Source organism: Brevundimonas goettingensis (assembly GCF_017487405.1).
GTDB lineage: Bacteria > Pseudomonadota > Alphaproteobacteria > Caulobacterales > Caulobacteraceae > Brevundimonas > Brevundimonas goettingensis.
Genome location: NZ_CP062222.1, coordinates 508,721 through 521,087 on the forward strand (window position 1 = coordinate 508,721; position 12,367 = coordinate 521,087).

Annotated in this window: 13 protein-coding genes; all 13 read left to right on the plus strand. The window is 68.0% G+C overall.

What is annotated here, in order from left to right; translation table 11 throughout:
- The first annotated feature begins 110 nt into the window (after nt 1-110).
- The 13 genes from IFJ75_RS02630 to IFJ75_RS02690 all read left to right on the plus strand — a co-directional run bounded on the left by IFJ75_RS02630 (nt 111) and on the right by IFJ75_RS02690 (nt 12,352).
- A complete protein-coding gene (locus tag IFJ75_RS02630) occupies nt 111-1,493 on the plus strand; it encodes an NAD(P)/FAD-dependent oxidoreductase (protein WP_207871019.1) in 1,383 nt (460 codons plus the stop codon).
- Entirely contained in the window at nt 1,490-2,296 is an 807-nt protein-coding gene (locus IFJ75_RS02635) for a DUF1365 domain-containing protein (RefSeq protein ID WP_207871020.1), read from the plus strand. Before IFJ75_RS02630 ends, IFJ75_RS02635 begins: the two co-directional genes overlap by 4 nt.
- Before the next feature lie 5 nt (nt 2,297-2,301).
- Nucleotides 2,302-2,826, plus strand: coding sequence for a lipocalin family protein (locus IFJ75_RS02640; protein WP_207871021.1), 525 nt, complete (start codon nt 2,302-2,304; stop codon nt 2,824-2,826).
- A 2-nt stretch (nt 2,827-2,828) separates the two neighbouring features.
- Entirely contained in the window at nt 2,829-3,659 is an 831-nt protein-coding gene (locus tag IFJ75_RS02645) for a DUF1295 domain-containing protein (RefSeq protein WP_207871022.1), read from the plus strand.
- Nucleotides 3,656-4,684, plus strand: coding sequence for an SAM-dependent methyltransferase (locus tag IFJ75_RS02650; protein ID WP_207871023.1), 1,029 nt, complete (start codon nt 3,656-3,658; stop codon nt 4,682-4,684). Before IFJ75_RS02645 ends, IFJ75_RS02650 begins: the two co-directional genes overlap by 4 nt.
- A 2-nt stretch (nt 4,685-4,686) precedes the next feature.
- The gene (locus IFJ75_RS02655) at nt 4,687-5,091 is read left to right on the plus strand and encodes a DUF2177 family protein (protein ID WP_207871024.1); all 405 of its coding nucleotides are present in this window, start codon (nt 4,687-4,689) and stop codon (nt 5,089-5,091) included.
- A gap of 88 nt (nt 5,092-5,179) precedes the next feature.
- On the plus strand, nt 5,180-5,734 hold the full coding sequence (locus IFJ75_RS02660; protein ID WP_207871025.1) for a sigma-70 family RNA polymerase sigma factor: 555 nt from the start codon (nt 5,180-5,182) through the stop codon (nt 5,732-5,734).
- The gene (locus IFJ75_RS02665) at nt 5,731-6,456 is read left to right on the plus strand and encodes an anti-sigma factor (RefSeq protein ID WP_207871026.1); all 726 of its coding nucleotides are present in this window, start codon (nt 5,731-5,733) and stop codon (nt 6,454-6,456) included. The genes IFJ75_RS02660 and IFJ75_RS02665 overlap by 4 nt, the downstream gene beginning before the upstream one ends.
- Nucleotides 6,457-6,657: 201 nt before the next feature.
- Nucleotides 6,658-8,073 (plus strand): glucuronate isomerase, encoded by a 1,416-nt coding sequence (uxaC, locus tag IFJ75_RS02670; protein WP_207871027.1) that lies wholly within the window; start codon nt 6,658-6,660, stop codon nt 8,071-8,073.
- Nucleotides 8,070-9,533 (plus strand): mannitol dehydrogenase family protein, encoded by a 1,464-nt coding sequence (locus IFJ75_RS02675; protein ID WP_207871028.1) that lies wholly within the window; start codon nt 8,070-8,072, stop codon nt 9,531-9,533. The genes uxaC and IFJ75_RS02675 overlap by 4 nt, the downstream gene beginning before the upstream one ends.
- Nucleotides 9,534-9,536: 3 nt before the next feature.
- Nucleotides 9,537-11,036: a UxaA family hydrolase gene (locus IFJ75_RS02680; RefSeq protein WP_207871029.1), complete on the plus strand. Its 1,500-nt coding sequence runs from the start codon at nt 9,537-9,539 to the stop codon at nt 11,034-11,036.
- A gap of 47 nt (nt 11,037-11,083) precedes the next feature.
- Nucleotides 11,084-11,278 (plus strand): hypothetical protein, encoded by a 195-nt coding sequence (locus IFJ75_RS02685; RefSeq protein ID WP_207871030.1) that lies wholly within the window; start codon nt 11,084-11,086, stop codon nt 11,276-11,278.
- Between the two features lie 96 nt (nt 11,279-11,374).
- Entirely contained in the window at nt 11,375-12,352 is a 978-nt protein-coding gene (locus IFJ75_RS02690) for a hypothetical protein (RefSeq protein WP_207871031.1), read from the plus strand.
- The last annotated feature ends 15 nt before the right edge of the window (nt 12,353-12,367 follow it).

Here is a 12,367-nt window from a genome sequence, read left to right on the forward strand (position 1 = left end):
AGCTACGGATTAGCCGCGGAAAGGATGCGCCTTTTTTTGGAACATCCAGACGCCGTGCAGCTTCGTAGCTGACTTCGTCCGGCCAAACGCCGGTCTGCTCGTGAGCTGTCATGTACGATCGACCTTCGCCCGTTCAAGAACCCCCGAAATCACGGCGTCGTGTCGCCGTCGTGGGGTCAGGCGTATCCGGGCTGTCGGCGGCTTGGCTGCTGTCGCAGGCGCATGACGTGACGCTCTATGAATCCGGTGACCGGCTCGGCGGCCACGCCTGCACGATCGACGTGCCGATGAAGGATGGCGTCATGCCGGTCGACACCGGCTTCATCGTCTTCAACGAGCCCAACTACCCGAACTTCACCGCCCTGCTCGACTATCTGGACGTGCCGTCCAAGGCCGCGCACATGTCCTTCGCCGTCTCGATGGACGGCGGCGGGTTCGAATATTCCAGCCATGGGGCCAAGGGCCTGTTCGCCCAGAAGCGCAATCTGTTCAGCCCCGCCTTCTGGCGGATGCTGATCGACCTGAAACGGTTTCACCGGACGGCGGAGGCCGATCTCGGCGACCTTGACGTCTCCCTGTGTTCGCTGGGCGATTATCTGGACAAGGGCGGATACGGCGCGGCCTTCCGCGACCGGCATCTGCTGCCCCAGGCGGCGGCGATCTGGTCGTCTTCGTCCTGCCAGATGGCCGACTATCCGGCGGCTGCCTTCATACGCTTCTACCGCAATCACCGTCTGCTCGAAGTTGATCTGAAGCCCAACTGGAAGACGGTCGATACAGGCAGCCGCGCCTATGTCGACGCCCTGGCCCGCGAGTTCCGGGGCGCGCTTTCGGTCGGCGATCCGGTCGCCCGCATCGTGCGACGTTCGGGACGGACGATCGTCCATACGACGTCCGGCAAGCAGGAGGTCTATGACGCCGTCGTCCTGGCCACCCATTCCGATCAGGCCCTGGCCCTGCTGGACCAGCCGACCGCCGAGGAGACGCGGCTGCTCGGCGCCATCCGTTATGGGAGCAACCGCGTGGTCATGCACCGCGACACCGCCCTGATGCCCAAACGGCGGGCGGCCTGGGCTGCGTGGAACTATGTGGGCGGCGAGGCGTCTCGGCGCGGGACGGGCCATCCCAGCGTCACCTACTGGATGAACCTGCTGCAGGGCCTGCCCGGCGATCCGGTCTTCGTCACCCTGAACCCCGAGGTCGAACCCGATCCGGCGACGATCATCGCCGACCACGATTTCGACCATCCGATCTTCAACGGTGCGGCCCTGGCGGCCCAGCAGGAACTCTGGTCGCTGCAGGGCGTCAACGACACCTGGTTCGCCGGCGCCTGGTTCGGCTCGGGCTTCCACGAGGACGGGCTGCAGGCCGGTCTGGCGGTCGCCGAGGCCATCGGAGGGGTGCGCCGTCCGTGGAACGTCGAGAACGAGAGCGGCCGCATTCCGCTGACGGCCGCTGCAGTCACGACCGGCTCGGAGGCGGCCCCCGCATGACGGCGGACGCGATCGCATCGGGGATCTACACCGGTACGGTCTCGCACCGCCGCCTGCGCCCGCGCGTCCATGCGCTGAAGTACCGCATCTTCATGCTGCTGATCGACCTCGACGAGGCGGCCAGTCTGACCGGCCGGTTGCGGTGGCTGACGCGCGGCAAGTTCGGCCTGATGTCGCTGAACCTGTCGGACTTCGGCGACCGGTCGCAGACGCCGCTCCGCGACCAGATCGAGCGCAGCCTGGCCGAGGCGAACATCCGGGGCGGCGGGCCGATCCGTCTGCTGACCATGCCGCGCATCCTCGGCTATGGCTTCAATCCGCTCAGCGTCTTCTTCTGCCACGACGGCGAGGGGCGGCTCAGCGCCATCCTGTACGAGGTGTCCAACACCTTCGGCCAGCGGCACTCCTACCTGATGCCGGTGGTCACGACGGACGGGGCCGTGCGCCAGTCGGTCGCCAAACAGTTCCACGTCTCGCCCTTCATGAACATGGACCTGACCTACCGCTTCTCGGTCGTTCCGCCGACCGGCGCCGATGAGGAGATCGCGGGCGTCTCCATCACCGTCGAGGACGGGGAGGGGCCGATGCTGCTGACCAGCTTCTTCGGAGAGCGGGCGCCGCTGACCGACCGCAATCTGATCCGGGCCTGGATCGCCCATCCCCTGCTCACGTTGAAGGTCATCGCCGGCATCCATTGGGAGGCCATCCTGCTGATCCTCAAGGGTCTTCGCCTGCGCTCCGGTCGCGTGCCGGCGACGCCCGTCACGGTCGGTCACCCGACCCCGGCGACACAAGGAAGCTGAGACCCATGCTGAACCTTCGCACCGCCGCCATGGCTCTCGCTCTGGCCCTCGCCATCCCCGCCGCCTCCTCTGCCGAGGCGCCCCAGCCGCGCAGCCATGTCGATCTCGATCGCTTCATGGGTCGCTGGTACGAGATCCTGCGTACGCCGAACGACCATCAGCGCAACTGCTGGGCCGCCAGTCAGGTCTGGTCGCGGCGCGGCGCGGACCGCTTCTCCATCGCCCAGACCTGCCATCAGGGCTCGCGCACGGGCCGGGCCTCGACGGTCAACACCAGCGCCCGGGTCCTCGACAGCACGACCAACGCCAAGTTCGAGGCCAGCTTCTTCGGCGGCCTGATCCGTCAGCGCTACTGGGTCATCGAGGTCGCGCCCGACTACAGCTGGATGATCGCCACCACCGCCGACGGTCAGTTCCCGGCCCTGCTGTCGCGCAGCGCGACCATGTCCGCCGCCGAACAGGCCCGGCTGACGGCGCGCATGGGGCAGTTGGGTCTGCCGACCCGTCAGCTCGAACCCTCGGGCCGCTGATCATGCTGATCGCGCTCCTCTTCGCCTTCCATTTCATGGTCGTCGTCATGGTGACGGCCTGGGCCGTCTCGCTGAAGACCGACAACACCGGCTGGATCGACGTCTTCTGGACCTTCGGCACCGGTATCAGCGGTGTGGTGGTGGCCTTGAGCCCATGGGCCGGAGCGCCGTCCGAACGCCAGATTCTCGTCGCCATTCTGGTGGCCATCTGGTCGATCCGGCTGGGCTCCTACATCGCCGTCCGCGTCGCCCGGAGCGCCGAGGATGCGCGCTATGTGATGATGAAGGAGGAGTGGGGCCGTCGTTTCAACGCCAATCTATTCGGCCTGGCCATCGTGCAGGCCCCGGCGACGACCCTGCTGTGCGCTTCCATCGCCGCCGCGGCATTGCGTCCCGGCGCCGGGCTGACGCCTGAAGACTTCATCGGCGCCGCCATCCTCTTGATCGCCATTCTCGGCGAGGGCCGGGCCGACAGCCAGATGAAGGCCTTCAAGGCCGATCCCGCCAATCACGGCAAGATCATGGATCGGGGCCTGTGGGGCCTGTCGCGCCATCCCAACTATGTCTTCGAATGGCTGGGCTGGGTCGCGTACCCGGTCATCGCGATTGACCTGTCGGGCTCATGGCCCGGACCTTGGCCCTTGGGCTGGCTCAGCCTGATCGCCCCCGTCGTCATGTATCTGATCCTGACGCGGCTGACCGGCGTGCCGCCGCTTGAGAAGGCGATGCTCAAGTCCCGGGGCCAGGCCTTCGTCGACTACCAGAACCGCGTCGGGGCCTTCTTCCCCCGACCCGCCCGCAAATCCCCGACATCCGCAGGAGCGACCCGGTGAGCCTGATCTCCAACAGCGTGAACAAGCTTCAGGACGCGCCCTTTCCGGACTTCCTCACCCGGCCGGCCATCGCCCTCCTGGTCGCCAATGCGCGCAAGGCGCTGAAGACCCCACCCGCCGACGCCGAGGCGACTTTTGCCCGTGAAATGGCCGAACGCCCGGTCGCCGAACACACCGACGCCGCCAACCAGCAGCACTACGAACTGCCGGCCCGGTTCTTCGAGCTCTGCCTCGGCCCGCACCGCAAATACTCCAGCTGCTTCTACGAGAGCGACGACGCATCCCTTGGCGAGGCCGAGGCCAGCGCCCTTCGGATCACCTGCGAGCATGCCGACATCCGGGACGGCCAGAGCATTCTGGAGCTGGGCTGCGGCTGGGGCTCGCTGTCGCTGTGGATGGCCGAACGCTACCCGAACGCCAACATCACCGCCGTTTCCAACTCGCACAGCCAGAAGGCCTCGATCGACGAGACGGCCCGGCGGCGCGGCCTGACCAACCTGACCATCATCACGGCCGACATGAACGACTTCATGATCGACCGGACCTTCGACCGCATCGTCTCGGTGGAGATGTTCGAGCATATGGCCAACTGGCGGGCCCTGCTGGGCAAGGCGCGCGGCTGGCTGAAGCCCGAGGGGCGGATGTTCATCCATGTCTTCAGCCATATCGACGCGCCGTACCGGTTCGAGGTCTCGGACCAGAGCGACTTCATCGCCCAGCATTTCTTCACCGGCGGCGTCATGCCCAGCCACGGCCTGATGCGCCAGTACGGCGACCTGCTGACGGTCGAGGACGAATGGCGCTGGTCGGGGACCCATTACCAGCGCACCGCCGATGACTGGCTCGACAATTTCGACATGCACGAGGAGGAGATCCGGGGGCTGATGGCCTCGGTCTACGGCCCTGCCAACGCGCCGTTGTGGATGCGTCGCTGGCGGCGATTCTTCATGGCTACCGCCGGCCTGTTCGGCGACAGCGACGGCCAGGTCTGGGGCGTCAGCCACTATCGTCTGAAGAGGGCCTGAGCATGCTGAAATATCTCGCCGCCTACGGCTGTTCGGCCCTCGTCGTCCTCGTCATGGACTGGGTCTGGCTGACGGTGATGGGCGACAAACTGTACCGGCCCGTGCTCGGCGACTTCATGGCCAAGTCCGTCAATCTGCCGGCCGCCGTCGCCTTCTATTTCATCTATCTGGCGGGCCTGACCTTCCTGGCGACCGTTCCGGCCCTGCGTGAGGCTTCCGTCATGCGGGCGGTCGTCAACGGGGCCGTCTTCGGCTTCGTCGCCTATGCGACCTATGACCTCACCAACCAGGCGACCCTGACGCGGTGGAGCACGACCATCACCCTGGCCGACATGGCCTGGGGCACGGTGTTGAGCCTGACGGCGGCCACCGCCGGCTACTACGGATCGCGCCTTCTGGTGAAGTGATCACGGCTCTGTTTCGGGCGGCGTCTTGCGGCGAATGCGAAGCCGTGCGACCGATGCATCGTCTTGAAAGCAGTGTAAAAGCCGACGCATGGACGCCGACCTCAGCCGCCAGGCCCTGAACGCCAACCTCAGGCTCGTGGCCGGTGGAGACAGGGGCGCCCTGCAGGCGGTGTATGACGCCACCTCATCGAAACTATTCGGGGTGGTGCTTCGTATCTTGAACGATCGAAGCGAGGCAGAGGACGTGCTGCAGGAAGTCTACATCTCGGTATGGACCAAGGCGGGTCAGTTCGACGAAAGTCGGGCCAGCCCGATCACCTGGCTGGCCGCCATCGCGCGCAACCGCGCCATCGACCGGCAGCGTCAGGTGGGCCGCCGCGTCAGCCGCCCGATCGAGGATGCGGGCGAGGTCGCCGATGACGGCGAGGACGGTCTCGACGCCGTCCTGCGCGCCGAAACCTCCACCCGGCTGGACGGCTGTATCGCCGAGCTGGAGGACCAGCAGCAGAAGGCGCTCAAGACCGCCTTCTTCGACGGCCGCACCTATGAGGACGTGGCGACCCTGTTCGGCGTGCCGACCGGCACGATGAAGAGCTGGATCCGCCGCTCCCTGATCAAGCTGAAGGCTTGTCTCGGCGGATGACCGACATTCAACCGACTGCCTCGACCCCGGACCAGGACGCCGCCGAATACGCATTGGGCGTGACCACGGCCGACCAGCGCCGCGAGGCCGAGCGCCGCATTGCCTCGGACCCCGCCTTCGCTGGCCTGGTCAGCGCCTGGGACGAGCGGTTCGCCCCCCTGATCGACGCCATTCCGGAGAAGACCCCGCCGCGCGTGGTCTGGATGCGGATCGCGGCCCAGCTGGGTCTGGCGCCGAGCAAGCCCACCGCCTGGGGCAATATCAATCTGTGGCGCGCCGCGACCGGCGTCTTCGGCGTGGCCGCAGCAGCGGCTGTTGCCATCGTCCTGATCACACCCACCCCGACCACGACGCCGACGGTTGCCCCGCCGGCGGTCGAGGACGCCTCCCTGACCTCGGTCGGCCTGCTGAAGGGCGAGGAGGGGCCCGCCAGCTTCGTCGTCACCCTCGACCGCGCCAACCGACGCCTGACCATCGCGCCGGTGAGTTCGGATGGCCTGAACGACAAGTCGTTCGAGATGTGGGTCCTGCCCGAGGGTCAGAACCCGATTTCGCTGGGCGTCATGGACGGCAAGGAGGTCGTGACCATCGACACCGACAAGCTGATCGGACCTGACGGTTCGCGCGCCACCCTGGCCGTCTCCGTCGAGCCGCTGGGCGGCTCGCCCACCGGCCTGCCGACCGGCCCCGTCGTCGCCAGCGGCCAGCTGAAGCCCATCTGACGTCTCGAAACTGGCGTTCCGTCCGCCCTTCGCGCAACATGGCGCGACCGATGCGTCATACGCATTTGCCAAAGGAATGCCACCGGTGTCATAGACACCCGACGAACCGTCGAGACCGTCGTCAGACACGGTCCTTCGCCGTCGCCGCGATCACCCCAGGAAGCGCGCGCCCTGCGCCGGCCGCGCAGTAGAGCCGTACCGATGAGCCATCCGCTGAAGCTGAACCCCGACCGCCTGTTCCCGGTCGACGCCGACACGCGCGGCCTGGCCCGTCGCCTGTATGCCGAGATCAAGGATCTGCCGATCATCAGCCCGCACGGCCATACGGATCCGTCGTGGTTTGCGCTGAACGAGAATTTCGCCAATCCGGCCGAGCTGCTGATCACGCCCGACCACTATGTCTTCCGCATGCTGCACTCGCAGGGGATGGCGATGGAGGATCTGGGGGTTCCGCGCGCCGACGGCGGTCCGGTCGAGACCGATCCCCGCACCATCTGGCGCCGGTTCGCCGAGAACTATCACCTGTTCCGCGGCACGCCGTCGCGCATGTGGCACGACTGGGTCTATGCCGAGGCCTTCGGCATCGACGTGCGCCTCTCGGCCGAGACGGCGGACCACTACTATGACGTCATCGACGCCGCGCTGAAGACGGATGCGTTCAAGCCCCGCGCCCTGTTCGATCGCTACAACATCGAGGTCCTGACCACGACCGAGAGCCCGACCGATACGCTGGAGCACCACAAGACCATCCGCGCCTCGGGCTGGAAGGGCCGGGTGCTGACCGCCTATCGCCCCGACCCGGTGCTGGACCCGGATTACGAAGGCTTCCGCGACAATCTGAAGGTCCTGGCCGAACAGACCGGCTGCGACACCACCACCTGGGCCGGCTATCTCGACAGCCTTCGCGCCCGCCGCGCCTTCTTCGCTGAGATTGGCGCGACCTCGACGGACCACGGCCACCCGACCGCCTTTACCGCCGACCTGTCGAAGGCCGAGGCCGAGGCTCTGTTCGCCAAGGTTTCGACCGGCCCGGTCTCCGCCGCCGAAGCCGAGCTGTTCCGCGGCCAGATGCTGACCGAGATGGCCGCCATGTCGGTCGAGGACGGTCTGGTGATGCAGCTGCACCCGGGTTCGTTCCGCAACCACTCGGCGACGGTGTTCAACCGCTTCGGCCGCGACAAGGGCTGCGATATCCCGACGCAGACCGACTACGTCCGGGCGCTCAAGCCGCTGCTGGACCGGTTCGGTTCGGACACCCGCCTGACCCTGATCCTGTTCACCCTGGACGAGACTTCGTACAGCCGCGAACTGGCCCCGCTGGCGGGCCATTATCCGGCGCTGAAACTGGGCCCGAGCTGGTGGTTCCACGACAGCCCCGAGGGCATGCGCCGCTTCCGCGAGCAGACCACGGAGACGGCGGGCTTCTACAACACCGTCGGCTTCAACGACGACACCCGCGCTTTCCTGTCGATCCCGGCCCGTCACGACGTGGCCCGGCGCATGGACTGCGGCTTCCTCGCCAAGCTGGTGGTCGAACACCGGATGGAAGAGGACGAGGCCCACGAACTGGCCCACGCCCTGACCTATGGTCTGGTCAAGGCGGCCTACAAGCTGTGACACGGCTCTCCGACGCCACTCTGGCCGCGACGCCCGCGGCCAAACCCGCCTATGACCGCGCGGCGGTGAAGACCGGCGTCGTCCACCTCGGCATCGGCGCCTTTCACCGGGCGCACCAGGCGGTGGTGTTCGACGATGCTCTGGCGAGCGGCGACCTGCGCTGGGGCGTGCTCGGCGCCTCGCTGCGATCGCCGGGCGTACGCGATCAGCTGAACCCGCAGGACGGCCTCTATACGCTGGTGGTCCGCGACGGCGCCGACGAACATCTGCGCGTCATCGGGGCGGGGCAGGGGGTTCTGGTCGGGCCGGAGGACCCTGCCGCCCTCGTCGCGGCCATGGCGCATCCGGACGTCCACATCGTCACCCTGACGGTGACCGAGAAGGGCTATCGCCTCGATCCCGCGACCGGCGACGTGATGGTCGAGGACCCGGAAGTCGCCGCCGACCTCGCCGACATTTCCGCGCCCCGTACCGCGCCCGGCTTTGTCGTGGCAGCGCTGCGGGCTCGCAAGGCGGTGGGGCTTGCGCCCTTCACCGTCATCTCCTGCGACAACCTTCCGCACAACGGCGCCCGCATCCGCGCCGGGGTGCTGGAGATGGCCAAGCGCATCGACCCCGAACTGGCCGACTGGGTCGCCGCCGAGGGGGCCTTTCCCCAGACCATGATCGACCGGATCGTGCCCGCTACCATCCCCGAGGACATCGACAAGCTGGCGGGCCGGATCGGGGTCCGCGACGAAGGCATGGTTAAGGCTGAGCCCTTCACCCAGTGGGTGATCGAGGACCGCTTCGCCGGTCCGCGTCCGGACTTCGCCGCGCTCGGCGTGCAACTGACCGACGCCGTCGCCCCTTGGGAGGACGCCAAGCTGCGCCTGCTCAACGGCGCCCATTCGGCCGTCTCCTATCTCGGCGCCCTGTCGGGGCACGAACATGTGCATGAGGCCGTCGCCAATCCGGTGCTCAAGGCCTTCGTCGAGGCCCTGTGGGACGAGGCGGAGACGACGCTGAACCCGCCGCCCGGGCTCGACATCGCCGCCTATCGAGAAGAGCTGATGGCCCGCTTCTCCAACTCGGCCCTGATGCACCGCACGCGCCAGATCGCCATGGACGGCTCGCAGAAACTGCCGCAGCGCCTGCTGGCCGGGACCGCCGAACGTCTGGCGGCGGGGCAGTCGATCGAGGCCCTCGCCCTGGGCGTCGCCGCCTGGATGAAGTGGCAGTCGGGCGTGACCGAGACCGGCGAGACCTTCGTCGTCGACGATCCGCTGGCGGCGAAGACCGCCGAACTTCTGGCCGGCGCCGACACAGACGAGGCTCGCGTCGCGGCCTTGCTGACCCTTTCGGCCGTCTTCCCGCCCGCCCTGGCCGCTGACCCGGCGTTCGTAAAAGCGGTGACGGCTGCCTATCTCTCGCTCAGCACCCACGGCGCGGTCGAGGCCGCCCGTCTGGTGACGGAGTAAGCCATGTCCCGCGTCCTTATCCTGAACCCCGCCGATGACATCGCGGTCGCCCTTGACGACATCACTGCCGGAGAGACGCCCGAGGGTCTGGACGCCCCCGCCCGCGCCGACATCGCCCAAGGCCACAAGATCGCGCGTCACGCCGTCGCCGAGGGCGGTCTCGTCCGTCGCTACGGCCAGGTCATCGGCCGGGCGAAGACGGCGATCGAACCAGGCGACCACGTCCACGTCCACAACCTGGCCATGGCCGACGACGGGCGCGAGGCCGAGGTCGGCGCCGACGTCCATCCGCCCAAAGCCCTCGACGGTGCGACCTTCCAGGGCATCGTGCGCAAGGACGGCCGCGTCGGCACGCGCAACTACATCGGCGTCCTGACCAGCGTGAACTGTTCGGCGACGGTCGCCCGGCGCGTCGCCGACGCTTTCCCCGATTCCAGCCTGCCCAAGGGCGTCGACGGCGTTGTGGCCTTCACCCATCAGGGCGGCTGCGGCGGGTCATCCCTGTCGAGCGATGTCGAACTGCTGCAGCGGACCCTGGCCGGCTACGCCCGCCATCCCAACTTCGCCGCCATCCTGATCGTCGGCCTGGGCTGCGAGGCCAACCAGATTCCCGACTGGCTCAGGAAGTCCGAGCTCGAGACCGGAACCACCCTGCGCGCCATGACCATCCAGGAGGCCGGCGGCACCGCCCGCGCCATCGAGGCCGGGATCGAGATCGTCAGGGAACTGGTCGAGGAGGCGTCCAAGGTCGAGCGCCAGACGGTGTCGGCGTCGCACCTGACCGTCGGCCTGCAGTGCGGCGGTTCGGACGGCTGGTCCGGCGTCACGGCCAACCCGGCCCTGGGCGCCGCCGTCGATTTGCTGGTCGCCCACGGCGGCTCGGCCATGCTGTCGGAAACGCCCGAGATCTGGGGCGCAGAACATCTGCTGCTGCGCCGCGCGACCTCGCAAGGCGTCGCCGACAAGCTGAACGCCCGCCTCGACTGGTGGCGCGCCTATGCCGACAAGCACGGGATGGAGCTGAACAACAATCCGTCGCCGGGCAATCTCAAGGGCGGTCTGACGACCATCCTGGAGAAGTCCCTGGGCGCCGTGGCCAAGTCGGGCTCGACGCCCCTGACCGACGTCATCGGCTATGCCGAGCCGCTGAAGACGCAAGGCCTGACCTTCATGGACAGCCCGGGCTACGACCCCTGTTCCGCGACCGGCCAGATCGCCTCGGGCGCCAATCTGATCGTCTTCACCACGGGTCGGGGCTCGGTCTTCGGGGCCAAGCCGGCGCCCTCGATCAAGGTCGCCTCCAACGCCAGACTGGCCAGCTGGATGGATGAGGACATGGACATCGACGCCTCGCCGGTCCTGACCGGCACGCCGATGGCCGAGGTGGGCCGCGAGATCTTCGAGCGCATGCTGGCGGTCGCGTCGGGCGAGCCCTCCAAGTCCGAGGCGCTCGGCATCGGCGACAACGAGTTCGTGCCCTGGGCGGTCGGCGCCTATCTCTAGGACGCCGGCGCCGTTGACGGCGAACCGTAGCGGTGTTCTTTAACCCTATGACCCAGCGCCGCCTCGCCGCCCTCGCCAAGTTGTCGATCACGGTCGTGGTCGCCGCCGCAACCCTGGCCGGGTGCGCTGACTATGGGCGCCGCCACCATTCGGGCCGCTATAGCCCGCCAAGCCAGCCCTGGGTCGCGGGGCCGTCCTCGCCGCCGGCGCCCCTGCCGCCGCCGCCCCGTCCGAAGCTTTAGGGCTCAAGGTCCGCTGCGTTCTCTGGTCGCGGGATCGACCGCTGGCTGATGAAATCGACCGGTGTTATCGTCCAGGTCTGATTGGAAGGGTTCGGGATGCTCGCACTCGCTCTGGCTACGTCTCTGGCCGCCGTTCTGGCGACCGCTCCGCTCGCTGAAGACCTGCCCGCCGCGTCGCGCGCAGCGCCGCAGGTCCAGACACAGGTCCCTGACACCGGCGCGCCGACCGACCTGGGCGACATCGTCGTCGAGGGGCAGAGGCTGCAGGAGGCGACCGAGACCTTCGTGCGCGAGGTCGGTTCGCCCGCGCGCGGCCGCGGTCTCGCTCGCTGGCGCAACGGGGTCTGTGTCGGGGTGGTCAATCTCCAGCCGGAGACCGCCCAGTATATCGTCGACCGCGTCTCCACCGTGGCGCGGGATCTGGGGCTGCGCGCCGGGCAGCCGGGCTGCCGGCCCAGCGTCATCATCATCGCCACGGTCGACGCCAACGCCTTCACGAGCGAGTTCGTGGCCATGCGGCCCCGGCTGTTCATCGTCGGCGGCTCCGGCATGGATCAGGGCCACAACGCCCTGCGCCGGTTCCAGACGACCGACCGGCCCGTGCGTTGGTGGAACGTCAGCGTCCCGGTCGAGGAGGACACCGGCACGATCGCCGTGCGCCTGCCCGGGGAGAATGCGCCGCAGCTGAACCTGCGCGGTGCGGGCGGGCTGCTGACCACGACCATCGTCGACGACAGCAAGCGCGCTTTCGTCATCGTCGACATGGACCGGGTCGCCGGGGTCAGCCTGACCCAGCTGGCCGACTATCTGGCCATGGTCTCCCTGGCCCAGGTCAACCCGGACGCCGACACCTCGGGCTATGCGACGGTGCTCAACCTGTTCCGCGAGCCGGACCAGGTTGAAGGGCTGACCCAGTGGGACATTGCCTATCTGGAAGGGCTCTACGACTCCCTGCGGATCAACCGCAATCCAGGTGCGGCGCGCACCGAGATCGCCTCATCCATCGTCCGCGTCCATCGCCGGATCAATCGGGACGAGGCCGGGGCAGGGGAGCCGCCGGCGCCGTCAGAGTAGCCACCGGGTCGCCTC